The sequence below is a fragment of the Microbacterium sp. 5K110 genome, assembly GCF_005774735.1.
GTDB lineage: Bacteria > Actinomycetota > Actinomycetes > Actinomycetales > Microbacteriaceae > Microbacterium.
In genome coordinates, this window is the sequence record NZ_VBUM01000027.1 from 12,700 (window position 1) to 39,535 (window position 26,836).

19 protein-coding genes are annotated in these 26,836 nt (G+C 65.5%); 10 read left to right on the forward strand and 9 right to left on the reverse strand.

Features of this window, described 5'->3' with window-relative positions; genetic code table 11:
- The first annotated feature begins 576 nt into the window (after positions 1-576).
- The 7 genes from FE256_RS08240 to FE256_RS08270 all read left to right on the forward strand — a co-directional run bounded on the left by FE256_RS08240 (position 577) and on the right by FE256_RS08270 (position 11,403).
- Positions 577-3,144, forward strand: a complete 2,568-nt coding sequence (locus tag FE256_RS08240) for an AAA family ATPase (protein ID WP_138174587.1) — start codon at positions 577-579, stop codon at positions 3,142-3,144.
- Positions 3,145-3,386: 242 nt separating this feature from the next.
- A complete protein-coding gene (locus FE256_RS08245) occupies positions 3,387-4,823 on the forward strand; it encodes a DUF3375 family protein (protein WP_171024258.1) in 1,437 nt (478 codons plus the stop codon).
- A complete protein-coding gene (locus tag FE256_RS08250; protein ID WP_138174591.1) occupies positions 4,820-5,485 on the forward strand; it encodes a DUF4194 domain-containing protein in 666 nt (221 codons plus the stop codon). Before FE256_RS08245 ends, FE256_RS08250 begins: the two co-directional genes overlap by 4 nt.
- Complete coding sequence (locus FE256_RS08255) at positions 5,485-8,895, forward strand: ATP-binding protein (protein WP_138174593.1); 3,411 nt, start codon at positions 5,485-5,487, stop codon at positions 8,893-8,895. The genes FE256_RS08250 and FE256_RS08255 overlap by 1 nt, the downstream gene beginning before the upstream one ends.
- Complete coding sequence (locus FE256_RS08260; RefSeq protein ID WP_138174595.1) at positions 8,892-10,097, forward strand: Wadjet anti-phage system protein JetD domain-containing protein; 1,206 nt, start codon at positions 8,892-8,894, stop codon at positions 10,095-10,097. Before FE256_RS08255 ends, FE256_RS08260 begins: the two co-directional genes overlap by 4 nt.
- 128 nt (positions 10,098-10,225) lie before the next feature.
- Positions 10,226-10,687, forward strand: a complete 462-nt coding sequence (locus FE256_RS08265) for a zinc ABC transporter ATPase (RefSeq protein WP_138174597.1) — start codon at positions 10,226-10,228, stop codon at positions 10,685-10,687.
- A gap of 80 nt (positions 10,688-10,767) precedes the next feature.
- Positions 10,768-11,403, forward strand: a complete 636-nt coding sequence (locus tag FE256_RS08270) for a metallophosphoesterase (RefSeq protein ID WP_171024259.1) — start codon at positions 10,768-10,770, stop codon at positions 11,401-11,403.
- A 153-nt stretch (positions 11,404-11,556) separates the two neighbouring features.
- On the opposite strand, the gene FE256_RS08275 is transcribed toward FE256_RS08270, so the two are convergent.
- From FE256_RS08275 to FE256_RS08300, 6 genes are all read right to left on the reverse strand, one after another.
- The gene (locus FE256_RS08275) at positions 11,557-11,925 is read right to left on the reverse strand and encodes a hypothetical protein (RefSeq protein WP_138174600.1); all 369 of its coding nucleotides are present in this window, start codon (positions 11,923-11,925) and stop codon (positions 11,557-11,559) included.
- A gap of 273 nt (positions 11,926-12,198) precedes the next feature.
- Positions 12,199-14,289 carry a TniQ family protein gene (locus tag FE256_RS08280; RefSeq protein WP_138174602.1) on the reverse strand — a complete coding sequence of 697 codons (2,091 nt, stop codon included), beginning with the start codon at positions 14,287-14,289 and terminating at the stop codon, positions 12,199-12,201.
- The gene (locus FE256_RS08285; protein WP_138174604.1) at positions 14,286-15,443 is read right to left on the reverse strand and encodes an AAA family ATPase; all 1,158 of its coding nucleotides are present in this window, start codon (positions 15,441-15,443) and stop codon (positions 14,286-14,288) included. Before FE256_RS08285 ends, FE256_RS08280 begins: the two co-directional genes overlap by 4 nt.
- Positions 15,440-17,575 carry a TnsB C-terminal domain-containing protein gene (locus tag FE256_RS08290; protein WP_171024260.1) on the reverse strand — a complete coding sequence of 712 codons (2,136 nt, stop codon included), beginning with the start codon at positions 17,573-17,575 and terminating at the stop codon, positions 15,440-15,442. The genes FE256_RS08285 and FE256_RS08290 overlap by 4 nt, the downstream gene beginning before the upstream one ends.
- Positions 17,576-17,635: 60 nt before the next feature.
- Positions 17,636-17,947, reverse strand: coding sequence for a hypothetical protein (locus tag FE256_RS08295; RefSeq protein WP_138174608.1), 312 nt, complete (start codon positions 17,945-17,947; stop codon positions 17,636-17,638).
- Positions 17,944-18,657, reverse strand: coding sequence for a TnsA-like heteromeric transposase endonuclease subunit (locus FE256_RS08300; protein WP_212743498.1), 714 nt, complete (start codon positions 18,655-18,657; stop codon positions 17,944-17,946). Before FE256_RS08300 ends, FE256_RS08295 begins: the two co-directional genes overlap by 4 nt.
- A gap of 290 nt (positions 18,658-18,947) precedes the next feature.
- Between FE256_RS08300 and FE256_RS08305 the strand changes: the two genes are divergently transcribed.
- The 3 genes from FE256_RS08305 (at position 18,948) to FE256_RS08315 (ending at position 20,403) form a co-directional block, all read left to right on the forward strand.
- Positions 18,948-19,271: a hypothetical protein gene (locus FE256_RS08305; RefSeq protein ID WP_138174610.1), complete on the forward strand. Its 324-nt coding sequence runs from the start codon at positions 18,948-18,950 to the stop codon at positions 19,269-19,271.
- A 177-nt stretch (positions 19,272-19,448) separates the two neighbouring features.
- Positions 19,449-19,775 (forward strand): MarR family transcriptional regulator, encoded by a 327-nt coding sequence (locus FE256_RS08310; protein ID WP_138174612.1) that lies wholly within the window; start codon positions 19,449-19,451, stop codon positions 19,773-19,775.
- Positions 19,765-20,403, forward strand: a complete 639-nt coding sequence (locus FE256_RS08315) for a hypothetical protein (RefSeq protein ID WP_171024261.1) — start codon at positions 19,765-19,767, stop codon at positions 20,401-20,403. Before FE256_RS08310 ends, FE256_RS08315 begins: the two co-directional genes overlap by 11 nt.
- On the opposite strand, the gene FE256_RS08320 is transcribed toward FE256_RS08315, so the two are convergent.
- From FE256_RS08320 to FE256_RS08330, 3 genes are all read right to left on the reverse strand, one after another.
- Positions 20,354-21,499: a hypothetical protein gene (locus FE256_RS08320; RefSeq protein ID WP_138174616.1), complete on the reverse strand. Its 1,146-nt coding sequence runs from the start codon at positions 21,497-21,499 to the stop codon at positions 20,354-20,356. The genes FE256_RS08315 and FE256_RS08320 overlap by 50 nt on opposite strands.
- Positions 21,496-22,539 carry a helix-turn-helix domain-containing protein gene (locus FE256_RS08325; RefSeq protein WP_171024262.1) on the reverse strand — a complete coding sequence of 348 codons (1,044 nt, stop codon included), beginning with the start codon at positions 22,537-22,539 and terminating at the stop codon, positions 21,496-21,498. Before FE256_RS08325 ends, FE256_RS08320 begins: the two co-directional genes overlap by 4 nt.
- 498 nt (positions 22,540-23,037) lie before the next feature.
- Positions 23,038-26,652 (reverse strand): DEAD/DEAH box helicase, encoded by a 3,615-nt coding sequence (locus FE256_RS08330; RefSeq protein ID WP_138174620.1) that lies wholly within the window; start codon positions 26,650-26,652, stop codon positions 23,038-23,040.
- Between the last annotated feature and the right edge of the window lie 184 nt (positions 26,653-26,836).

Consider the following 26,836-nt stretch of genomic DNA (forward strand, 5'->3'; position numbering starts at 1 on the left):
CGTGATTCGTTACAGGTTCAGCCCGTGAGCACGCGCCAGCAGATCGGCGACATCGTTCAGCCCCTGATGGCGGAGGTAGGGGATGAAGTGGGTCATGGGTGGCTGATTCGAGCGGTACGGGTTCGGGTCTGCACCGTCATACAGCCCACCCCCAGGCAGCGAGGAGAGACCTCCGCCAGGAAGCGTAGACAAGCCGCCCCCGGGAAGCGTCGACAGACCACCGCCAGGAAGCGTCGACATACCGCCACCAGGGAGCGTGGATAAACCGCCACCAGGAAGGGTCGACAGGCCACCACCTGGGAGTGTCGACAGACCACCGCCGGGAAGCGTAGAGGCCCCGTCACCCGGCAGGGTGGACAAGCCGCCACCAGGAAGCGTCGACAGGCCACCGCCAGGAAGCGTCGACCGGTTGCGTGGCCAGGTGTTTCGTTCAGTCATCCGATCAGCGTGCCCCATCTCCCGCACCAACTCCAGCGGCCCGCGCGACGCACAGCTCGGCGTCCTGTCAGGGCGACGATAGAGTCGGCGGTGAGCAGCGCGTTCCATGGACACCGCTGTCGCGACGGAGGTCGGTCGATGACGGACGCGGTGCAAGCGGACACACGGGTGGACCCCCGTCAGCTTCTTGGCGCGTGGGCGAACAGTTCCGACGAATGGGTGCGGTACATCGTGCGCGTCGTACTCACCGGAGCTGGCCCTCTCAACTCCGACGAAGAGGACCACGCGTACACGCTGTTCCGGCAAGAGAAGGCGCTGGACGCCCGGGAACTGTCGACCGAGGATCAGCTCGCGATGATCGACGGGGAGGACGAGGCGCTCGAACCTTTGACCGTGACCTCACTGTCAGAGGTTGCGGGGGTGAACGCTCTGATCGGTGGTGGGGTCATCGAACCGCATCAGGGCCTCACCATTCTGTTCGGTGAGAACGGCACCGGCAAGACCGGGTACTCGAGAATCTTCAAAGCGCTTGCTGCCAGCCGCACCGCGGACGTCATCCTCGGGGATATCGAGGCGACGGCGCCGCAATCCCCGTCCGCGACGATCGGCTACCAACTCGGAGCGGAAGCGAAGACGTACGCCTGGACAGGGCAACGGGGGGTTGCCCCGTTCACGCGCATCTCGATCTTCGACAGCCCATCGGTGAGCTTCCATGTCGACGAAGACCTCGAGTATGTGTACGTCCCCGCCGCGCTTGCCTTGTTCAACCACGTCATCGCCGGAATCAAGGCCGTCCAGGCCCGCATTGATGCGGCAATCAGCGACCTGCGATCCGGCCCCACAGGACTGCTGGGCCGATTCCCGCGAGCGGCGTCGGTGTACCCGCTGATCGAGACGCTCGGCGCCGCGACAGACCTGGACCAGCTCAGGGCGATGGCCGACCACCACACCGACGCTGATACCCGCATCGGGACACTGCGCCGCACCGTGGCCGCGCTGGAGGCCGACACGATCAGCGCCGAGATCACCCTGCAACAACGCGCCGAGCGTGTCCTAGCCGAGGCGAGCACGGCCGCACAGATTCTCGGTCGGTTCAGCCCCGCCACGTACAGCAGCGAGCTCACCGCCCTGGCGTACCTGCAGGAGGAGTATCGAGCCTTCCGCGCGGCGCTGTTCGAAGCGGCGGACCTGCCCGCCGCCCCCGACGACACCTGGACCCGGTTCATCCAGGCCGGTGAGGAGTACGAAGCACACCTGAGCGCACACGACGCGCACGACGCAGACCGGTGCCTCTACTGCCGCCAACCGCTCAGTGACCCGGCACGGGCGCTGATCGGAAAGTATTCCGAGTTCCTCGAGGAAAAGATCGCCGGCGACATCGAAGCCGCCAAGGGGCGGCTCAGCGCCCTGACCTCACCCGTGTTCGGCATCCGGACCAGCGATGTCGACGCCTACGCGCGCGACCACGCCACGAGCAACCCGCAGCCCGTGTTCTTGCCACTGCTGGAACGCACGCTCAGCACTGCCACCGCGCTCCTTGACCACCTCCGCGACAACACCCCCGTCACAGCCGACCTCCTGGCTCACGTGGCCGCCGACGCAGATGGCCTCACCGAAGCACTCGAGACCACCAGCGGCGCCCTGGTGGAACTGCGAGGACAAGCCGCGCGGCGCGCGGAAACACTCGCTGAGAAGAAGAAGGAACTGGTCGAACTCGAAGCTGCCGCCGAACTCGCCCGGTCCTGGGCGATCATCGAACAACAGGTGCGCGACGCGAAACAAGCCGACCGCCTCGCACTGCTCGCCAAGCCCATGCCTGCGCTACTACGCGCGGTCACTGGCCTTGCCAAAACCGCGAGCGACCAGATGATCAACGAAAGCTTCGACGCGCTGTTCGCCGAAGAACGCACCGCGCTCCGTGCACCCGAACTTCAAGTCGAGTTCGTGGGCCGTCAGGGACGAGCGCACCGCCGCAAGGTCCTCACCGGCAAGCACAAGCCGTCGAAGGTCCTCTCCGAGGGCGAGCAGAAGGTTCTCGCGATGGCGGACTTTCTCGCCGAAGCACGCCTCGCCGGCATCACCGCACCGGTGATCTTCGACGACCCGGTCTCCAGTCTCGATCATCGCCGCATCAACGAGGTCGCGCAGCGTGTCGCGGCACTCGCCGACACGACCCAGGTGATCGTGTTCACCCACGACATCTTCTTCGCCACCACACTGCTGAACCTGATGGCAGCGTCCAAACGATGCTCGTACTTCCACATCACCGACGAGGACGGCAAGGGGCAGGTCACCCGAGCTACCGGGCCCCGCTGGGACAGCATCAGCAATCTGAAGAAGAACATCAACGAGACCATCCAGGCCGCCAAGTCCCAGCAGGGTGATGCGCGCGCCGCGCTCGTACGCACCGGCTACGACTGGATCCGGGCCTGGTGCGAGGTGTTCACCGAAACTGAGCTGCTGCAGGGGGTGACGCAGCGTTACCAGCCCAACGTGCGGATGACCGCGCTACCGAACATCAAGACGGCCGCCCTGCCTGCCGCTATCGAGACTGTGAACCGCGTGTTCGAAGAAGCCTGCCGCTACATCGACGGACACTCCCAGCCGCTCCCCACCCTGAACGTCAGCCCCACTCTGGCCGGCCTCGAGGCGCACTGGGCAGAGTTGAGCGAGGCCAGAGCCGCGTACCTCAGCGCCGGCGCGTGATTGGCCGTCGTTCGGGTGGGAGGAGACCCCGGCCTCGACAAGAACGCTACGTACCCCGGGCTGCCGACCCCGACCACATACCGCCGAGGGCATCTGGCGGATGAGGGTGCCCAGGCGCACGCATCCTCGCCCTCCTCGAGCCCCCGTCCGCCCGCCAAAGCGGCACCGTGTCGTCGGTATAGGAGATACTGGCGACACCTGAGGCCGGCAGGGGGGACCCGTTGACAGCAACACCACAGCAGTTGGCTGAAGCCGTCGACACCAACCCGACTCTTCGTCTTCTCGGCGCATACAGTCGCGACTGGGTCCTGCCGCTGTTCGCCACCCACCTGGGGACCATCGATGGTTCCGTCTCCGCGGAGTGGTTCCATGAGCGGGTCGCTGAGACCATCGACGCCTTGCCGAGCATGACGGGAGATCGTACTCCCGCCGAGCACTGTAAAAAGTGGGTCGAGGACCGGTGGCTGGAAACGGAGATGGACGCTGGCCGCCTGCGATACCGGCTCTCCGCCTACTCGCTGCGAGCCCTGCAGTTCGTCCGTGAGATCGTCGACGGTGAAACCACTGTCACCACGGCTCGGTTAGAGAGCATCGCGCATGCCGTCCACACGCTCGCGGATATGACCAACCCCGACCGGCGCGTGCAGGTTCGTCGGATCGATCGGGAGATCTCCCGGCTCAAGAAGCAGCGGGACGACATCAAGTCTGGTCGGACCCGGCTGTCTACCGTGGAGGAGCAGCAACAGCAGCTGCGTGAGATCTTGGCGATGACCCGCACGCTGCCTGCGGACTTCCGGCAACTGCGCACCCTTGTCGAGGACCGTCACCAGCGAGTCGCCCGACGAGCGATGGCCGACGGTCCTACCAAAGCAGAGCTCGTCGAGGACTACCTCCACGAGCACGACCTCCTCGGCGACACCCCCGAGGGCCGCTCCTACCAAGGGTTTTCGAGGCTGTTGACGTCCAAGCAGGCCCAATCCATCCCGGACGACATCGATCAGATCCTCTCCCAGGAGTTCGCCCGCGAGCACATGACTGTGACCGAGCGGGCGCAGCTCGAGACGATGTTCTCGACCCTGCTCGCCGCGCAACTTCGCGTACAGCAGAGCTACGTCAAATGGACCTCGTCACTGCGGCGCTTCCTCACCAGGAGCACACACGAGAAGCACCGGCGCCTCCTCGCCCTCGCTGACCGGGCGCTCAGCGCCGGCGCCGAATGGGTCGAACGGCACCCCGGCCCCGCGGTGATCGACAGCGACGTGCTCGGCATCGGAACGATCGACACCACCGACATCTCCCAGACCCAGTTTTGGATCGACCGGGGACCTCAAGAGGTTCAGGTCCGCGCGATCTCGCCGCACGCAGACCTCCCGACTGCGGATCGTGAGGCGTTGCGGCTGGCGGCTGGGACGAGCCCGAGAGTCGTCGCCCGGACCGTGAACCGGCTGATCCGTGAGCGCGGTGCGGTGACCGGCAGCGAAGTCTTCGACGCGACGCCGCCAGACTTCCGACGGCTGGGAGCACTCGTCTCCCTCCTTGATCTAGCCATCACCTACGGCCAGGTATCAGACCACATCAGAGATCGCGTCGCACTCCAGCCCGCGCAGGAACGTGCACTCCACGTCGCGCTCCCCCATCTACGCTTCGACACACCCATCATGATCGGTGAGCACGAATGAGCGACGGACACGGCACCACCGATACAGGAGAGCTAGCGCCTGACGCCCCCGAGGATTTCCCTGACGGTGCCCGCCGCGCGCTCGTCGTGCTTCTCACGAACCGGTTCATCACCCGGACGAGGAATCGCGCCGTGTGGGACATCCTGCGTGGGTATGAAGAAGAGATCCGCGGCCGCCTCGCAGATCTCTACCTGACACTGGAGATCGACCACGACCACGGCGTCGCATTCAAACGGCAGATCATGGAGGAGGACACTCCCCGCATCCTCCGCAAAGATCGCCCGCTCAGTCGCGACGCCTCGTTCCTGCTCATCTTTCTCTGCCAGGAGTGCGCCCACGCCGACCCCCAGGACGAGCTCGTCGTGGTCACCCGGGCTCAGATCGACGAGTTCCTTAGCGCCTACCGCCAGGATGACGACGGCGACCAGGCGAAGTTCGATCGTCGCGTCACCGCCGCCATCCGGCAGCTGCAGGATCTGCGGCTGCTCAACCAGGACCCTGACGCCGACTACCTCTACACGATCTCGCCAGTCGTGGTACCTCTTGTCGGTGTCGATGAACTGACGCGGCTGGAAGCGGCATACCGGCTCGGGGCAGGCGCCACCGCAAATGACGGGAATGGCACCGAAAACTCAGCCCAGCTCCTTGACGAGGAGTCCTGATGCTAATCAATGGGCAGTTCCGCATCGAGAAGGTCCAGGTCCTGAACTGGGGCGGATACTCCGACCTACAGGTCATGCATGTCGAACGTGCCGGCACCGCGATCCTCGGACCGTCCGGACGCGGCAAGTCCACCCTGCTCGATGCGATGGCCTCGGTCATCCTTCCCAACCCGCAAGAGTTCAACCAGGCCGCACGCGACGACAAAGGCCAGAAGCGCGAGCGCACCGTATACACGTACGCGCGTGGGCTCACTGACCGGCGGCGTGACGAGAACCGACGCTCCGGCACAACCACCTACGTGCGTCCACCCGGCACAAACGGGTTCGCCAGCGGCGCTGCGATCACGTGGGCTCATGACGATGGCCGACGGGTCACGGTGTTTCGACTCGCATGGGTTGCCAGCGACACCACCGGCGCCGACGCGATCAACGCGAATACGATCTACGGGTTCGTCTCCGGCGACTTCGACCTGGACCGCCTGAACGGGCTCACCGGTGTCCGCTCCGGCTCATCGCCCCTGACCAAGACGACGCTCAGCGGCCTGATCGACACCAGCCGCGGTGATCTCGTCGATTCCTCACAGAGCAAGATCCACGCGAAGATGCGCTCCGTGATGGAGATGGGCAAGTCCGACGAATCCCAGCGCCTTGCCATGCACCTGCTGCGCCGCGCCCAGGCCTCCAAAGGCATTTTCAACATCAACGCGCTGTTCAAGGAGTTTGTGCTCACCGAGCCGCTCGCGCTCGACCGGTGGGGAACCGCGCTCGAGGCGTACCGAGAGGCGTCACGTCTGTATGACGAGTACGAAGCCACCCGACGCCAGCTGGAGACCCTCACCCGCCTCCCTCAGCTCGCCGAGAAGTACCAGCACGCGGGCAAAGACCACACACGCAAGACTTCACTCCTCTTGGAGCGGGCCGAAGGGACCCCCGCGCGCCTACGGATCTGGCACGCCCACAAGCTCCTCGACTGGTTGCGCGCACGGATCGATGACAATCGCCTGACGACGGCAGAGACCAACGAAGATCTGCAGGCAGCGAACACGCGAAGGACACACGCGAAGACAACGTTCGACAACCTCCTGCTCAGCCTCACCTCGGCCGGCGGAGACAAAGCACCCCTCCTCAAGGTCCAACTCGACACCGCCCAGCACAACCTGGACCGGATCGGCATTCACCGCGCAGCCGTCTCCCGTCGCCTATCTGAGTTCGACCGCACCCTGCCCGCCTCGCAGGGTGATCTGTTGCTTCTGCAGGACGACCTCAGCGATATGCGCACCCAACTGGAGACCCAACAGATCGCTCTTGACGCCGAGGCCAAGGCTGCGGTGCTCCGCGCGGGCATGATCGCCGGACAACGGAAGTCGGTCGCACACGAGCTGCATCAACTCAGCTCCCGACGATCCAACATCTCTCCCGAGGCGGCTCAGCTGCGCGCCGACATCGCCGCAGCTACCAACGTGCCGCTGGACCGGCTGCATTTCTTCGGTGAACTCATCCAGATCAAGGCCGAGCACCAATCATGGGAGGCTGCCGTCTTCAGTGTTCTGCGCGGCGTCGCCAAGGATCTCGTCGTCGATCAGGAACACTTCATCACCGTTCGGCGATTCATCAATGAGCATGACACCCGGATGCACGTGTCGCTCGTTCCCGTTCGCGAACAGGGCTCTCAGCGCGAGCCGGTACCCGGCACCGTACCGGCGATTGTCGAACTGGCGGACTCACCGTTCGCCCCGTGGGTACTCAACGAGCTCGTCGACCGATTCTCCTACCAGCTCGTGGAACGCGACTCGGATCTGGACACCAAACGTGCGTCACACCTCAACGGCGCCGTCACCCGCGCAGGGATGCGCACCGCAGCATTCGGACGGTTCGCGAAGGACGACTCGGTACAGAGGTACTCGTTCATCGGCTGGGACACCGCCGATCTACGCCGCGACCTTGAGCAGAACCTCGCGTCGCTTACCGCGGAACTGGCACCCGCTGACGCCGCGTCCAACACCGCTCAAGCCACACGCGACGACGCACGCGATCGGGCACAGCGCCTCACGACACTCCTCGAAGAACTCGACTGGTCATCCATCGATACGGCACCTGCAGCCGACCAGGTGCGACAGCTCCAAGAGGAGATCGCCGAGGCCAACACCCCCGAAGTCACCGAACTCCAGAAGCAACTGGACGACGCGCGAACAGAAATGACCGAGTCGGAGCTGCACGCACGCGAGATCGAGACGAAGCTCACGACTCTGAACGCAGCGTGGGGAGTGCTGGTCGACCTGGAAGACGAGTCATCTCTTCTCATCGACGACTCCGCCGTGTTGGACGCCGACGAACGCGAGGCCACCGGCACACTCGGATTCCTCGCACCTCCCGTCGATGTCACGACGGCGACGGGTCGCGCGCTCCGTGCGGCAATCGAAGCCAGCTACGGGCAAGCGGCCACGGATCTGCAGAACCAGCTCGTCTCACTCAGGAAGGAACGCGAAGCACTCGAGACCGCTGTCCTCGCCACCATCCGTGCATTCCGCGGCCTGGAGGATCGAAACCAGAGGGAAATCGACGAGAGCATCGACAGCCTGCCGGCGCTGCTCTCCATTCACGACCAGCTGCTCACCGATGACCTCCCCCGCACCAAGCAACGCTGGCTCGAGCAGGTCGACCAGGACATGAACACACAGCTGCGAGGACTTCTCGTCCAGATCGATGACGATCGCCGCTCAATCGTCCGAGGCCTCGCCCCCATCGATAGGGTTCTCGAGCGTGTGGCGTTCCGCGTCGACTCCACCCTCACGATCGACGTCTCCGACAAACCCAGCGGTGAGCTCAACGAGTTCCGCTCCACGATCTCGGAGTACACCAGCAACACCCTCCACCAATCCATCGAACGCGACGCGGAGAAGATCGAACGCGACTTCAACCGGCTGCGCCGCAAACTGGCCCTCCTCGACGACCTCACCCGAACCGGCGAGAGCTGGCGTCGCCGCGTATTCGACGCGCGCGAACACGTCGAGTTCAAGGCAATCGAGAAGAGAGCCGACGGCGTCGAAATCGTGCACGACGGTGTCTCCGGGATGAGCGGCGGGGAGGGGCAGGAACTCATCGCATTCATCCTCGGCGCAGCCCTGAGATATCGGCTGGGCGAAGGAACGGACGCCCCTCCCACCTACGCGTCGATCGTGCTCGATGAAGGATTTGTCAAAGCCGATAGCGACTACACCGGACGGGCCCTCGCCGCCTTGTCCGCGCTCGGGTTCCAGCTCATCATCGGCGCGCCGCGTGAGAAGGCAACGGCGTTCGAGTCCCACGTGGAAACCGTCGCATACATCAACTCCGACCCAGCCAACCCGCAGGGCGTGCGCATCTTCGAGATGACGATCAGCGAAGCGCTCAGTATCGAGGAAGCCGCGTGAGGAGCCCCGCAGACGTTGAACGTCTTATCACCACCCGCTACAAGTCGTCCTGGCGCGCCTGGCTCACACAATCCTCCCCTGAACAGATCACCTTCCCCCTCCAGCCACCCACCGCGTCAACCATCCCCGCACAAGAAGAGGCCGTCCGGACGTGGCTACATGCGTGGCGTGCCTGGCACGACCTGCACCCCGCTACCAGCCTGCGAACCGCGACCGTCCGCACGGCCGCTGGCGCTCAGGTCGTCTACACACACATCGACATCCCTGGGCCAACAGCGCTCGCTGGACTCGACCCCGCGACCGCTAACCACTGGCAGACCGCGATTTCCCGCTACCCCCAACTGGCAGACCTCGACGTCTCCACCGACCAGCTGCGGCCGATCCTGCCCCGCATTGTCGACCTCGACGATTACGACTTCGAACTGCTCCTGCGCGTCGTGGAATGGTTCCGCAACAACCCCGCATCCGGGCTCACCGCCCGCCAAGTCCCTGTCACAGGTCTCCACACCAAGTGGCTGGGACGGCACAAGGCGATCGTCATCTGCCTGCTTCGAACCGACATCCCCAACCGGGTGGCTGATCTTGGCGCAGAAGCCGTCGACCCTGAACTCGACATCAACGACCTCGATCTACTCGGACTGCGGCGACTGCCGAACCACGTCGACGTCATCCTCGCCGACCCCGCCGACCGCCGACTCGTGGGCGGCATCCGCCAACTCCGAGCACCCGTCGAAGAAGTCGCCGGCCTCCCCCTCACCCCCGATGACGTCCTGATCATCGAGAACAAGGAGGCCGCGACGCCAATAGAGGACCGAGCAGGGCTTGTAGTGATTCATTCGCTTGGCAACTTTCTCGACGTGCTCGACGCGCTCCCATGGCTGCGGTCCGCACGCACCTGGTACTGGGGAGACCTCGATCGAGCCGGGATCACACTGCTGTCGCGTGCCCGGGCTAGGGTGCCCGAGATCGCCTCCCTACTCATGCACGCCGACACTGTCCGGGAGTTCGAACCACTCGCGAACGCCGACCCGAGCGGTCGCGTAGACCCACCCGAACCAGTCCTCACGCAAGATGAACGTGCCGCGCTGGAATATCTCGACGCTGGACAGCCGCCGCTCCGCCTCGAACAAGAACGCATTCCATGGCACACAGCGCAAACCACCATCAACCTGGCGATCGACCAGGCCGCTGTCCTCGATTAGCGCTCGTGTGGCACCATCCCAGACCACCTCGAGGACACCCCGACGTGGACGGGCTCTGATCCCCGATGCCGTGGACACCGCGTCATCGGCATGACAGACTGCTCTGTTCTGCTGGAAGGGGAACCACCGTGCCGCACACAGACGACCACACCGACTGGGAACAGATCATCCGCGACATGATCGCGCGGAGCAGCGAATCCGCACCTACCGAGCCAGGCGTGTACCGGATGCCGTGCGGGAACTGCTACGTCGACTTCTTCCGCACCTCGGACGGCACCGAAAGTTGGCTCGTCCCCGGCGACGAGCGCAGCTACACTCGCGACACTGTCGCCATCGACCGGCACGGCGACCACCCGTGGGAGCGGATGTACACCCTCGGCCACGCCGCCGCCGAGATCCGACGCCGCGCGACCGCCGACGATACGCCCGTCGAGGTGCTGGTCGAGCAGCTGGCGGCGATCGCCGCGGTGGAGGACGCGGCCGAGGCGGAGGAGATCGCCCGCATCGCCCGGGAACGTCCCGCCGACAGCCCGGACGTCCCGCTCGCCGATGTCGCTCGGAAGTTCGGGATCGATCTCGACGAGCTCTAGCGATACCTGTCGTCGCCTACTGGCACGCTAGAGACACCAGATCATGCGAGACACCGATCACCTGCGAGAGGGGCGTCGTCGTGAACCTGTATCCGCGGTTCGACTTCGACCAGGTCGACTTCGTCACCGCGGACACCCACTTCAGCCACGCGCGGATCAGCGAACTCGCGGATCGCCCGTTCGCAACGGTCGACGAGATGAACGCTGAACTCATCCGCCGCTGGAACGAAACGGTCAGTCCGACAGAGGTGGTGCTCCACCTCGGAGATGTCGCGCTCGGCCCGATCGAGGAATCGATCGGTATCACCGCGCAACTGCACGGCCGCCGATTCCTGGTCCCCGGAAACCACGACCGGGTGTCACCGGCGACGCAGTCGAAGAAGGCGATCGAACGGTTCGCGGCGCTCTACGAAGCGGCCGGTTGGACGATTCTGCCGGAGGTCATCGAAGGCACCCGACGCGGGTATCGGATCCTCGCTTCTCACTACCCATACAAGGGCGACTCGCAGGAGTCGGATCGGCACACCACCCATCGACCGCGCTGGGACGACGGGATCCCACTCCTACACCCACGCCCGCGACCACGGACCGAACGGGCACCAGTTCCACGTCGGCGTCGACGCCCACGGCTACACGCCCGTCCCCTTCACCGAAATCGACGCGTGGATCCGCGGCCTCCCAGACGCCGAACCATGGCTCGACATCGCAATCCGTGAGGCCCGCCAGACCATTACCGACCTCGACGGCAGCGAAACCTCAAACTCCGACGCGCTGTTCTACACGATGGGCTACAACGAGCTACGGGTCGCGCTGGAAGAACTCCTCGGCGCGTTCGACTCCGCCCACCCCGACTCGCCCCCGGGGACTGTCTAGGCGCGGGACTTCCGCGTCGGCGTATACCGCGTGGGCCCGAGTGTAAACAGTTCGCCTGCCGCGGGACCTGATCGGAGGGTACGCGGTTCCCGTCGGAAGCGGATCCATCCGCGACGCCGCCAGTGCACCATCGTCAGGTACCGCACCGACGCCGAAGACCACGCCTCCTGACGCTCCGCGGCGTCGGGGTCGTGGGCGGCGAGCTCCGCGAACACCTCACGGAAGGTCGGCGGCTGACCACGCTCGCGGGTGTGGCGGTGGATGAACCTCACGGCGCGGCGCGCCCACACCGGCGCTGTCTCATCAGCGGTGAGTTCAGTGAACAGCGGCACGAGGTGCGGTGCCGACCACGGCTTCTCGTACACTTCACCGTCGTTCGACACCACCCTGCAGCTCCCCTCAGCGGTCATCCCAGATATACCGCCGCCGAGCCCAGCCAGGGGCGCGGGCGTCGTCAGAAGGATGATCCTCGCCAGGGGAGGATGTCAGTGTCTCGCGTGGGGCGGTCGGCGAGGATGTGCTCGGCAACGGCGCCGCATCGATGAGTGCTTGCAGTGCCGTGGTGTACTTCTCTCCGGTCGCCTTCATGCGTTCCCTGGCGGCTTGCTGCAGCCGACGGGAGGTTCGCTTCTCAGTTGTCATGACGTCCCTGCTTTCCCGCGGGGGCGGACGGTGATGCCGGCGGCGTGCAGGTGCCGGTTGATGGTCATCTCGCTGCATCCGGCAAGGTGCGCGATCTGTGCCATAGTCCTCCCTTGCGTCTCATAGTGGTCGCGTAGCCAATCGGAATCGAGGGTGAAGGTGGGGGGTCGTCCGCGACGCGACTTGGTGCCCGTGTCGGCGAGGATGCGGCCCACGGTCTGCCGGGACACGTTCACGTCCGCGGCGATCTCGTACGTCGACGCCCCCGCCGCATACGCCCGCGCTAACACATCGGGAGGCATCACGTCCGCGGCCGTTGATCGTGCTGGGCGGCTCCGCGCCCACGCCGCAGGCGCGTCCGGGACACCGTCCGAAGGCTCGGGTGTCCATGTGACGGGCTCATCGATGCCGTTGACGAGAAGGAAGTCCGCGGCGAGCTGGTCGAGTCCCGTCCGCACCGCTGACGGCAGTCCATCGGCGAAGCGGGCGACGGCCGGCGCGGTCACCCCTGCCTGATCCCACTCCGGCGGGATCGAATGGATCGGATTCCCCGACAGTGTCCGGTGCAGGAGCGCCCGGGCCAAACGCCATCGTCGTCCACCCCCAGCCGATACCCCCGCCACCCGGCACACCTCCTGCCACTGGGATTCGAGGAGGATCCCGCTGTAGTCGAGGGCGCGACGTCGGGCGTAGTCAACGGGCACGTCATGCGTATCGAGGAACGCGGCCAGCCGGAGGATCGCGTGCAGGGTGCCCACGTCATGAGAGCTGCGACCGAGGTCACGCATCACATGGGTCACCTGGCGGGCCGGCGCCTGCGGATCGAGCAATGCAAGAGCGGCGGAGTGTGTGAGCCTCGTGCCCGTGAACACCACCGCCGCCGCCAACGCCGACGCCACCACCTCACTGCCGACCCGTTGCGGCGCGTACCGGGTGATCCACTCGCCCCACAACTGTGCCGGTACCTTTCGCGCTCGTTCGACCGGGCTGACCCCTGACGGTGGTGCGGACTGCAGGAACACCGTCGGCCGGCGACGACGCCCCAGCGCGGCCGCGATCAGGGTCTGCAGTTGCGGCGTGTGCGCCGTGTACGACGAACTCTGAGCCAGCCGCCCCTGCAGCAGCGCGGCGACACTGCCCGGCTTCGCCAGTGCGGTGACGGCGAGGGTGGTGCCGACGGCGGCCCCGACGGCAGAATCCGGTCGTGCCCGTACTGCCGTCGTCCAATCCTCGCTCGCCCTAAACAGCGCCACGAGCTCCTCACCAAGCGGACTGATGTCGAGGCGATCGCCGGCGGCAATCGCGTGCCGGGCGGTACGGGACAGCAACCGAGTGTCTTCCAGCACCGCGACCGCCGGCTGCGGCGCCTCCGCATAGATCCCGAACCCTGCCCCGCCGGTGGAAACGATCCGCATCAACGCCCGCTGCGCATCCAGGACCGCCCGCGACACTGGAGTGCGGGTCGGGTCGGCCGTGAGGTCGGCCCGACACCGGTTCGCTTGCGGGCCCCGTCCCGGCCCTTGGACGGGATTGTGGCACCGGCCAGGAACGGGAACAAGCGCGAGCGGGTGGGCACGGTACCGGGCAGGACGATCACACACGGGGCACCGGTCCACGAGCAGGCGGCGGTGGCGAAAACAGGCGAACCCGAACGGGAACTGCCACGACATCCGCCACCGGCCACCCGAATCGACCAGGCACTCCGGGCAGTAGCGTCCCGCGGTCCCCGCCGCCGGGCATTGCGAACTGATCCGCCCCCGCCGGGTGTACCGGATCGCATGGTGCGCGAACCGCATTCTCGTCATCTCCTGGAACTGATCCGCCGGAATGCCCGTCGACGCCTCGAGCCGCGACGCCTGCTCATCAGTCAGCGCGGTGGCCCAACTGTCCGCCATCCACGCGGTCGCCGACACCGCCACACCCTCCTGCTGCTCGATGAGGCCGAGCGCGCAGGCCATCTCGTTCATCGTCGCCCCATAGGTGGCCGCCATCTTCTCCAGCCAAGAGTCGAACGGCTCATCAGGCAGCGGCCGCACCCGAAACGGCAGCACCCGCACCTCATAGGAAATCGTCGACGTCGTGGTCATGCGGCGGCCGCCTCGCCGTCCTGGTTCTTGCGGCGGCGTGCCTGGTGGTTTCGCAGCTGCTGATCCAGCTTCGCCTCAAGCTCGCGGCGCTCCGTCTCCGCGCCCTCATCGATGCGGATGTCGTCGAGCAGTTCCCGATCGATGACCTCCCGCCCTGTGCGGATCGCGCGGGACGCGCCGCGACGGATCAGGTCCATGAGGGATCCGATGTTGCCGGTGGTGCGGGCGAACAGGTACCGGGACAGGTCGACCAGCATCCCGGGGCGAGCACCGGTGAGGACGAGAGCTTGTTCGACGCCGAATAGCAGCCGGTCCCACTCCTCCCTGCCCCTCTTGTGGGTAAGCGTGAAGGGGCTGAGCCCGAGGACGGTCCATCGGCGGAAGGTCTGCGCCATCGCCGCCTCCCGGCCGGTCTCCCCTTCACCCACCAGGCCGCGGGCGCGGAGGGCGACGCCGGCGAACAAGAACGTCGCGTTGTATTCGTTTGCGAGCCACTTCAGCTGGTTGGCGACTTCGACCCCGTCGCGGGTGCGCATGTTCAAGAAGTGCAGGTCGTCAACGATCACCAGCCGGGTGTCATGCCGTTCGATGCACTCCGCCGCCGCCCGGGCCAGGTCCCGGCCGGCCATGGAGCGGTGCAGGATGCCGGCGGTGGCGGGGTGGGCGTAGAAGCCGAGGATCATCATGTGCAGGCCCTTGATCGTCAGCCGCCCCGTCAGCGTCACATGACACACCGGCAGGTGCCGCACGTCCCTGTCCGCGTCCAGCCATCCCCCGGCCTCCGCGATCCGCTGCTGGTGGAACACGCGGCCGAAGTTGTTCACCACGGTCGACTTCCCGAGCGCCGGCGGGGCGTCGATCGCTGCGGCTGACTTCACCCGGTCGGAGTCCTGCAGGTTGGAGTCGAGGATGTCCGCCAGCTGCAGTTCGATGTCCTCTACCTGCCGTGTGCGCAGCAGGATGTTCGCGTGCCACACCCGCCGCTCCAAGTCGTAGACGACGCGATCGCGAGCAGGCAACGACTCCAGCTGGGCGCGCGAGAGCTCCTCAGGGCGAGCGCGGGGAGGCCGTTCGGCGAAGTCTGTCCAGCCCTCGTAGGTGGAGAGGCTCCGTTGGCGGGGCGGCTGCTGCGGGGCGCTCGTCGGGCTGGTCATCGGAGCATCTCCATCGGTTCGAAGTGGTAGTCGCCGCGGATGGTGGGCTCGTCGATGTCGTCCTCGTCGTCATCATCACCGGTCTCGGGCGTGTCGACGCGTCGGCGCGGGTCGCGGACGGAGCCGGTGAGCTCGGTTCCGAGATCAGACGAGGCGGTCAGTTCCGCGTCGAGCATCCGTTGCACGGTGCGTAGCGACCACACCCCGTCCGGGTCCGGTTCCTTGTCGTTCAGCTGTGCGGCCATCCGGGCGCTCATCCGCCGCTCCGATGGCGTCAGACCACGGCCGGCGCCCCAGTCCTCCAGCAGCTGCGCGGCGACGTCGTCAACCTGGGAGGGGCGACCCTGCCGGATTGCGATCTTCTTCGCGTACTCCAACGCGTCCAGGCTGAACGGGGTGTCGAAGCTGCCCTTGTGCTCCCATTCGAGGGTGTGCCAGGTGTGGTCCTCGGGGTCGTGGAAGTAGATTCTGGTGAGGTCGTCGGGGTTGACGAAGAATGGCCACTCCGTACCCTTGTCGCGGTGGATCGACCGGGCCCGGTTGCGGTACTTCGCGACCGACTCGCCGGTGTAGCGGAGTTTGTGGATCTCCACCCCGTAGTGGTTGAACTGCCGCTTCACCACCGGCAGCAGCTCCAGCAGCACGTTCCGGTCGGTGGGCAGACGCAGCTGTCCCGCGACAGCCAGGCCCTGTTCGTATCGTTGCGCGGGGCTGAGCTTTACCCCGGGCAGGTTTGGATCCTCCAACGAACTGTGGGGACGAAGGTGGTAGACGGTGGCTACCCATTCCCGGATGATCTGCTCCAGCTGCGGCACCGTGTAGACGGCCTCTGCTTCGGGGTCCTCGCCGCGTCCGGCGACGTCCGCGCCCTTGTAGCCGGGCAGCTCTTGCAGCAGGTCGTCGAGGGTGCGGAAGAATCGTTCCACGGGGCTCTTGTCGGTGGGCTGGTAGATCCGGGCGGGTTGGATCGAGATCCCCAACCGGGCGCACCCGCTGGTGAGATGCTCCGACAGGTAGGCGGCGCCGTGGTCGACGACCAGCGTCTCCGGCAGGATGCCGGCGCGGGTGAACCGGGACACCTTCGTACGGGTCGGGTCTACCAGCAGCGTGTCGGGCAGACCGTGGTACGGCCAGCGAGCGGACGTGCCCCAATCCGTGGGCGTATCAAACGGTTGCAGCGCCTCCATCAGCACGCCGGCGACGTCGATCGATTTCGTCGAACCCGGCGTGAGCCGCAGTCCGAGGATGCACCGCGAGTACAGGTCCATCGCGATCGTGAGATCCGCTGACACCCATTTCCCGGTCACCGGGGCGACGGCGAACACGTTCAGCGGCGTGGTGTCCATCAGCACGTACTCGCCCGGCCGGACCGCCGACAACCGCCCGTAGGGTGCGGAGGGTCGGTTCGCGGTCGACCGTTTGCGTTTGGTGGGGCCGGTGAATGTGGCCCGGCCTCGATCCAGCTCAGCCAGCGCGTTGTACGCGCTCGCGCGCGAGGGGCGCTTCACTGTCCCCGGGCCGTGGACGCGCTCGGTGCGTGCATTGATCCGGTCGATGATGATCTTCTTGGAGACCTTCGCTTCGGGGGTCTGCTCATCCAGGACCGTCTGCGCGGTAGCGATCCACCGCGGGTCGAACCCGGTCAGCGCGTTTCCGGCTTGGGAGGACCGGTAGTCCATCAGGCCCGCCTCCCCGGACTCCCGGTACTGCGCCACCCAGCGGCGCACGGTCCGTTCGCCCTTCCCGAGTTCGGTCGCCTTCGCCGCAGTCCGCTGTCGCAGACTGTGCTGCGGGTGGTATTCCAGGCGCGGCTCACCCTCCCGCGGGATCTGCGGAGTGCCGGACTTGTATCCGGTGAGCACCTCGCGGACGTGGTCGGCGCGCTCCATGGTGCGTGCCTTCGCGGAGTCGGTAGCGTCCGCCCACAGCACCCCCAGCGGAGTAGCATCCCTTTCCCGCGTGTGGCCAGGGATGTGGGCCTTGCCGCCCTCGGCGGCGGGGCGCAGCACGTCGACCATCCGGAGTCGGCGGTGCCGGCCCGTGCGGTCGCGGATGATCACCGCCCCGTCAGCGATCTCCGCGACCGTGCACGCCTCCCCGTCGTAGACGAAGTCCATCCCAGGTCGCAGCATCCAGCTATCCATCATCATGCTTCCTCTCAAAGTGAGTAGTCGGGGATCGGGTGCCGGGACTCAGGCCGTGTCACGGAGGGATGAGCCGCTCTCCGCCGTCACGCGAAGATGCCGCGCCGGTGGCTGCACGACGCGCGTACCGAGCACTTGCCGCAGGTACTCCTCAACGGCGCGCAGCAGCTGGGCTGCCGCTTCCTTGTCCGCTCTCGGTGACTGCGGGGGCACCGGCAGGGCCACGGGGATGCCCAGCGCCTCGCATGCTCGCGCCGTGTCGGCCTCGCGGTCGCGCTCCGATCTCGTCGACCGCTCCGGGCCAGCCTCCTCGAAGAGCAGGGAGGGAGTGCCAGGTCGAAGGTCGTCTCGTGCGCTCATGTCAGCTCCAATACGCTCGTCGTGCTCAACAGGTGGGACAGGTCCGTGCGCAAACGCTGTGTCCACAGCAGGTGCAGCACGAGGGAACGGGCGAACCGCTGCTCTCCCGCGATCGGAGTCACGGCACGCACCGCTTCCCCGAACGTCACAGCGGCTCCCAGCACGGTCGCCGCGGCATCGACCTGCCCGGGATCGAACTGGAAGCTGCGCCGGTACCCGGCGAGGAACTGCACATTCGCCAGCAGCACCGGATCGGGCTCGGAGCACACCCGGTACTCCCAGCCATGCGCCTCGACCTCCCGCCGCGTCCAGTCCAGCGAGTCCCGCACCGCCGGGACCTGCAGCTTCGCCGCCGGCTTCACATCGACAACGCACACCAACCGGTCTGTGTGCGAGATCAGATAGTCCGGGATGTGCCTGCGGGTCGTGCCGTGATCGTCGCCCTCCATCAGGAACGGCTGGGACAGGATCCAGTCCACTCGCGGGTCGAAGTCGCACAGCAGCAGGTTCGCGTACTCCAGCCGCGACTCGTACCCCACGGGCGCCTGCATCGTCGCGGACCAGTACGAGCCGGAGAAGTGACGCTGCTTGCGGTACCAGCGGAACTCACGCCACGGCACCGCCGCCGCGAACACCCCCAACCGGGCATCCGGCAGCGAAACGACGTCGACGTGATCCTGCATCATACGGATCCGGATCGTCGACGCCACCGCGATCATCCCCGACCCGGCTCCCCGGCCCGCAGCTCACCATCGCCCGTGTCCCCGGTCGGAACCTGACAGCGGTGCGTGCGCATGAACACATGCTGTTGCCCCGCGACCGCGCAGCGGAACTCACCGACGCCACAGAAAGAAGTGAGCAGCTTTGTACTAAATCACTAAACAGCTAATCACTAGTAAATGTCACATTCACTACCAAGCTCGATGTTGCGCCTGTCAGATACACAACAAACCTCCGCCGACCAGTCGGCGGCGTCCGACGCATATGAGACACTCGGAGCATGACGGCGATCCACCCGATTGCCCCCGAAGACTCCAAAGCGCTCTTCGGGAACAGCTACATGCACACCGTGCTGGTCGAGATCACCCGGCACGGCGATGAACCGTTCTCCCCGAAGCAGATCATCGACGCCACCGGACTGCCCGGCGGGATCATCCACCCGCTCATCAAGAGGCTGAAGTCCAGGCATTTCATCGAGTACCTGGGCCGTGTGCCCGGGGAGAAGACCACGCTGTACCAGGTCCGCGACAACCCCTACATGCGCGCCGCCCGCGAGTACGCCGAAGCTGCGCCCGAGATCCCGCAGCATCGAGCCGCCAGCTAACCCACGGCGCCCCGGATCGACCCACAGCTCGGTCGCGACGACCGGTGAGCGACGTGTTCGACGTGCGTCGCGCCACCACGTGCCACCGCTGCCGAATTCGCAAGGTGCGGCGTCCAGAGCACACACTGGTGCGTTCTCCATGTTTCATGAATCTTGAATTTGATCTAGACTGGGTAGGTGCCAACCCTTGCCCGCGCGGCCGAGCTGTCGAAGGCGGTCTTCGGCAGCGAGCACATGCTTTCCGTGATGTGGCAGATCTCGCAGGCACCGGACGCAACGTTCAACGCTCCCGCCATCGAACGGGCCACGGGCCTGGCCGGGAGCATCGTGCACGGCATGCTCGCACGACTCAAACGCGCCGGCCTCATCGAGGTCGTGGGCCATCTCGAGGGAGAACGCACCCTCGCCTACCAGCGTCGCGACCATCTCGTATGGCAGGCGGCATCTCAACTCACGTCCGAGGTGACTGACACCCTGGGCATCGGAGGCCCCTATGACAGCTAGCCCCTCCACGACCGTCGCCGGGACGTCCGGGGTGAGTTGGCAAACCGGTGCCCATCGCGTCCACGTCGACCTCGAGCTTCACCTCCCGGAGATCCAGCGCCGCCGCGCCACAAACGCGGCGGGGTCTGTACAAGACCTGGACACTCTGCGGTTCCTGCTGACGCTCCCCGTCGATCAGCCCACCGCCCTCGCGGGCCTCGATGCGTACGAGCGGCGCCTGGCTCGGCGAGCCGTCCGCTGCGGGTTCGCCGAAGAGCGCGCCGTCGCCCGCAGCCAGTCCACTCTCATCCGAAGAGCGGAGCCTCCCGTGACGGTGCGGCTGATATCGGTGTTCGGCCCGTTCCGTCGCAGCACCCTGCAGTTGGCGACGACATTCGCCCCCTACGGGCGTCGTCGACTCGTCGTCCCCTCTGGACGGCTCGACGAGATATTGTTGCTCGAAGCAACCTTCTACGGTGTCGGCGTTACGGTGGCCGACGCCAACGGCGAGCGGACCGTCGCCGCGTCGGCGCCCTTCCAGCCCGCCCGGTTCACTGGCGCCTCCTGGCTGTTCGCTGAGCGCATCTACGGCCAGGCGCTCAGCTCAGCGACCGCCACCGGGCAAGTGTCGGCGGCATCGAGATCATGACACCCGTGTGCTGGGCGAGCCGAACATGCTCCGCTTCAGCCTCCGCCAGACGCTGATTCCACCACCGTGCCACTTGAGAGGTCCCCATCGAGGTGACGATACCTGCGATCTCGTCCAGCGCGGCCAGATTGTGCAGGTGAGCCCGGAGCCGATCCTCATCGGAGCCGGTGAACGAGTCCACCGCGCGTCCCTCACAGTGGCGACACGGGCACGGCCACGGAGTCGCGCTGGCGAACCACTTCAGGTGCATCTCGCTGGACCGGGCGAATCGCATCAGCTCCGGCATCAGCACGTGCGGCGTGCGATCACCAGGGCGACTCGAGTACGGTCGGCTGCCCGGCACCGGCAGGCGCCGCAGGCTCGGGATCTGCCCGATCACGGCCGCGCGAGCGCCGGACGCGAACGCATCGATGCCAGCGAAGTCCGCCCGCCACGGCACCGCACCCTTCACCTCGCCGAAGAACCGGCGATACGACTCCGGCGCCCCCTTGAGATTCAGAGGATCACCCGCCTTCGCTCCCAGCGCCAACGCCACCGGATGACGGCTCCGCGCGGCGACCGCGATCAACTGCGAGATGTGATCCGGCGTCGACCACTTCTGATGGACGGCCAACGGGAGGATCACGTCGTCGCGGTCGATATTGTCCGCAGCCGCGAGGACCGCCTTAAGCGCCCCCGGGTCTGCGACGTCCACAAACCCCGCTGGGATCACCGCGACCGCCGCGCCTGCATCGCGCTGCGCCTGGAGAGTCTCCTCCACCGTGGGCGCGATGAGCGCATCCACCGGTTCATCGATAATCAACGGGCGCTCGGCCGTCGCCGGAGCGAGCACCGAAGTCGGCTCGATAAGGAAAACCAAATCCTGATGCCGCGCCCGCAGGCGCCAGGCGGTCTGAAGAGCCGTCGGCCCCGACAACACCATGCCGCCGTGTTCCATGTTCACGTGCGGGGCGGTCTGCATCGTCTCACCGCCAGCCATCGTGAACACTCGCCCGCCCAAAGTGCGCTCGACCAGCGTGGCACCGGCGAGCGACTCACGCGTCGTCCGCGAAACCAGAGAGCTGTCGACCACCTCGATGTTGGCCCGATCGGTCATGCTGCGCTCCTCACGTAAAGGTCTTCGAACTCGTCCTGAACCAGGAACGCGTCGCGCGCGAGCTCTGCGACGCTCTCACCCTCATTCAGCCGCTGCTGCACCACCCGGTCGATCAGACCAGGATGTTCCTCGGCGATCGCTACCGGCTCTACGCTCCGATATCCGGCGCGGGAGAGCTCGATGTTCAACTGCCGGTAACGGCCCTCGCTGATCACATCCAGATCCACCGCACGCCGCAGCAGCGCCGCGATCGACACCCGCCACTTCGACTTCAACCGTGCCAAGCCCGGGATCGTCACCGGTGCCGCCGCCAGATCCATGCGCACATCCTGCGCCGGCATCAAGAACTCCGCCGCGAACCGATCCGCCTCAGACTCCTGCGTCTCCGACGGCACCTGATGCATCACCGCGTGCGCAAGCTCATGCGCCAGCGAGAACCGCTGCCGATCCGGCGGAATGTGATCTCCCAGCAGCACCACTGGTCGCTGTCCTTCCGGCCAGCTCACCATCGCATCGATCCGCTCCGACCCCAACGATCGCTTCACCACCACAACCCCGGCATCCTCCAGCGAGCGCACGAGGTCTTCCAGCGGACCGGACGCGATACCGATCGACGCACGCACCTCCTGCGCGATCTCCTCCGGAGTATCGAAGCCATCGGGCGGAAGCGGGTGCCGCACCAGCCGCACCGGCGTGTCTCCCGCGACGAGCCCCGTCACTTGCAAGTGCAGCAATTCCAGTTCTGCCCGCAACCGGTTCGCCACCGACAGGGGCAACGTGGAGCGCTTGCGATGGAACACATACGGCGCCGCTCCCTCATCCACCGGGACCGTCAGCAGCACCGGTGGAACACGCAGCACACCGCTCAGCTTCTCCAGGCGGTCGGGGTCCAACTCCACCAGCCCGGATTCCGCCTTCGACAGCACCGCTTGCGAGATCCCCGTGGCTTCGGACAACGCACCCTGCGTCCACCCACGCGCAACTCGGACCGTGCCGAGCATCACCCGGCCGGTCCGGCGATCAGAAGCAAACTCTGCCATGACTCCCATCTTAGTCAGCGCCTCCGACAATCGCGCGATCCATGTGCAGAAATATTCTCGCGTGTTGGATGTGAACAGCCCACTCTGACCGCGACCCCACGCCAGACCGGGTCGACGGAGATGAGCCGCCCGATCACGTCGATGCCAAATCCATCCACCGCACTTGGCCGAATGGCCAAGTGCGGGCCAAGTTGACACAGAAACGGCCATCTTCACGTGGAACCTACAAGAACTGTAGGAACCGCTCAGAGATGTCCGCCGTGCGCCGACGCAAGCTGCAGACTCGTCGACGAAATGTCCACTGCCGGTAGTGGTGAGCACGGCTCGAAATGTCCGAGCAGCGCTGTGAGTCGGGCTCGCGCACCGGACACGGCTGGGCAGGCCAGATCTCACTGCCAGCAACGGAGTCCCGAGGCATCCCTCGATACTTCCTGGCACGAGGGCCACACGGAAGAATCCGTTCGTTCCCACGCGTCCGTTGAACGGCCCGACTCGCAGCTATTCCGTAGCAGGACGCACGAGGTCAACGTACGCGAGCCGATTCTCAAGATCGGTTCTGTTCAGCACGGGAGCGTTGTTAAGGAGAACTCGCGACAACTCCCGCCTGGCGGGCTCAATGTCAACATCAGATGTTCCCGACGTGCCGAAGATCTCTGCAAGCGGGTCTGGATCGTCTTCGTCACTGCTCACCGTTGCGGTATTCCGCGCGTAGAGACGGGCCACGAGTTCAACCAGAAGGCTGGGATTGATGACCGCGCACGAATCCTCCAAGAAACGGCCACTGGCTTCGGCCCCGAAGGTTACCCCCTCGACTGCCACAACGAGGGCGTTCTCATCCTCTCGGAGCCGAGCGGACACGGACTTGAGGTACTCGTTCGTAACGACGTCATCCGGAAAGTAGAAGTACGTCCGGTGCGGCCGATCATCAGTTGTTCGAAGATCGATACTCACCGCCCTCAGTTCCTCGTCGTGGTGCGGTTGGACGTCAAACGGTGTGAGCATGCTAACGAGGATCTGCGGTCCGTTGCCTTGAGGAATCTGATGAAGGACGTCTGAAACCCGGTGACCTTCTAGACCCGGAACCAGCATCGTCTCGACGTCCGGGGAAACAGAGTACGCCGCCGATCGGCGCCGCTCGTCGATGCGTGTGAGCTGCCCCGATATCCACTCAACTTCCGACGGAGGAAGTGGGTGCCAGCCGTCCTGTGACGGCAATGACCCCTGCTTCTCGAGGTACAGGTCGAAGAGCTCAGACAGGCCGTCCCACTGAGGGCCCATGCTTACAAGGAGCTTTGCGATTCCGAGGAGTCGTTCGCGATTGAGGCTCGGTCGGTTGAGTCGCACGAACGGCGCTAGGGTCGCCGGTACGCCGAGTTCGACCTCTGCCGCGAAATAGGCGAGGGTGCGGAAGTGCATCGTGGAGGGGTTCGACCCCAGCAGGTCAGACGCAGCGGCGAGGAAGTATGCGACGTTGCCCGCAAGACTGTCCAGTGCAACCTCGGGAACGGTTGCACCCGTTGGATTCTTCAGTTCCGCAATCTGCCTGTATGGAGACCCGACCCATCGAAGATAGACGTTGAATGCGCGCCATAGTGCAGTGAGTTGAACGTCGCTCGCACGCCTGGCCGAACCCACGGTGAGAATACTGCGCAACTCGTCTGCTGCGTCGCCATCTCCGATCGCATCGAGAATCTCCTCGGGGAAGTGACGCATGAATGTTCCGCGATAGCTAGCCTTACGTGACGCCTCGTAGGCCTTGGATACGTGCCGGAGCATCTCTTCGAGTACGTTCGCACTCGCCGAGGGACGTACGCCAAGGTGTTGGCTCGACCGACCAATGAAGTCCGATGTGCATGCTATGTAGAGGAGTGTCAGAGGGCCGGCGCCTTGGACGGCTTCGACCGCCAGTTCCTGGATCACTGGGAGGTCACCGACCCCTAGTGCGTTCACAGCCGTCGCCCGTCCGGCATCGGTCAATCGCACGGCCCCCGCAACGACTCGGATAGCACCAATGCTCTTGAGCGATTCGATTGCGCTCGGCGGCATACGATCACCCGCGACTCCAGCCATTGTTCGGGAGAAGAGCGCGGCAGTCTCGCCGTAAAGTGAATCCTCCGCGAGGGCTCTGCCGGGAAGGTACTCGAGATACTGGAGCAGAAGGTCCTCGAACCAGAGGTCGTCGTCAGGCGTGGTGTAGTGCGCACCCCCTGACCAGTCTGCAACGAAAGCCCTGAACAGGGAGGCGTCGTCGGTGGCTGCCCGTTTGACTTCCTCCCAGGTCGCCTTCCTCCGACCGGTTAGAGTTTCAGCGGTCCGCTCGTCCGTCTGGTGTCGGACGGAGTCTGGGATCTTCTCAGGCACGACAAGGTACCCGCGCCCTTGGCCGCCACGAGAGTGGAGTAGTCGACCTGCACGCCCGAGGCGCTGAAGGAGGACGTCCTTGTCCACAAATCGCGGATTGGCGTCGCCGGTGTAGGCGATCAGATCTCCGTTCACGACCACATCCGCCGGAAGGTTGATTCCCAGTCGGAGTGTGTCCGTTGCAAAGAGAACACGAACGACGCCTTGGCGGAAGAGTGTCTCGATGATCTCCCTCCCGACGGCCGTTAGCGAAGCCGAGTGAAATCCAACGCCGGTGGCGAGCGCGTCGACGAGCTGATGTCGGACAGGCGTGGGAGCCAACATTCGCAACGTCGTGGTCGGATCTGTCGCCTCGTTGTCGTGCGTGAACTGTGAAAATCGATAGCTGTGAAGCGGTCGCTCAAGACTGGCGAGTTCCACCGGGTCCAGCGCCAAGTGACGGACGAAGAGTTCGCGACACGCCTCCGCCAAGTTCTCGGCGATTCGTTTGGAGCTGACGAACACCAGAATCGATGGCGCCTCTGACTGGAACCTTCCTTCAGAAACGTGGGGTGAGAGCAACTCCATCACAAGCGCAAGTGTTCGCCGCAAATCCTTCGCAGTCTGGCGCAGTTGGCCGTTCCCCAATACCGCAGGAACGTCCGGTAGCCGCTTCTGCTCGAGTGTCCGCTCGTCCCGTACATGTGTGCGACTACTGATCCGTCGATAGTCGTCAACCACCGACACGGTGAGTGGAACCGGCCTCGAGGCAATCTCGAGGATGTCCACCTCCAGGCCGTTCTTGGTGAACCAGGATGCGAGAAGCTCAATCGTTTCCGGCGCCAAGGAGGCAGATAGCCCGACGAAGCGTGGGACGGACTCGCGACGAAACACATCGAGCAACAGGCTCTCAAGCTTGAGCCCCCGTCGGCCGTCGACGATGTGCTGCAGTTCGTCAACGAGCAGCAGCGGCACGCGTTCGGTGCTCATCCCCGCTCGGACGAGTGCTGCGAGCTTTTCGGGGATGACGACCGCGATATCGAAGCGGCCGGTACGGATGCTCTCGTCGTGCTGGGGGAAGTCCCGCGATCCCTCAAGAACGATCCAGCTAGAAGCCTCAGTTTCAGCGAGGGTGTGACGGACCTCCCGTGATACCTGGTCGACGAGCGCCTTCGTCGGTACCAGCACGACGACGCCTCCAAACGCGGCGGGAACCTCACGCTTCACATCGAGAACGGTCTGGATCAGGGCGAGCTGACCGAATCGACTCTTGCCGCCCGACGTAGGAGCCAAGACAAGAACAGACTTCTTCTTCCCGTCCGCGAACAAGTATGGGAATCCACGCCGGTCCAGCTCCGTAGTTCCAGGCGGCTCGATGCCTGACTCAAAGTAGTCAGCTTCTGTCTCCACGAGGAGCTTGTGCGCCATCAGTCGCTCGCCGGCGGAAAACTTCGCAGCTAACAGGGGCGGCAAACCACGGCGAGCATCGCGGAGGGCACCGAAGTAATCCTCACCCGGTTGCACGACCGTGTGGGCTGCGAGGGGGAACACCTCGGACCCGATCACTGTCGCGAGGTAGATGATCGCCGGCATCGGAGTGAGCTGGACCTTCGCGCCGATGGCCAGCCATGTGCGCTTCTCGTCGTCCGCATCGAGAGGGACGTGGCCTGCGCCCGTGGTTCCAGGGTCGACAACTGCGATGACGGGAGCAAGTATCCCTTGGCGAATCTCCTGGAATAGCCGCGTCGCCGCTTCGCGTTCACGCGGGGTCAACTCGCGTCCCAGTGCGAGGTCGATAACCGTGGGGTCAGCGTGCGCCTTGTCGATGGCCGGAAAGTGTCAAGGCGGGTGAGACAGATTCCGTCAGGCGGTCTGTATGAGGGCCTCCTGTGAGGGCTGGTTGATCCAGGCGGCCTCGGGCAGCTTGGGCGCCTGGGGTCGGCGGTGGCCGAAGCGC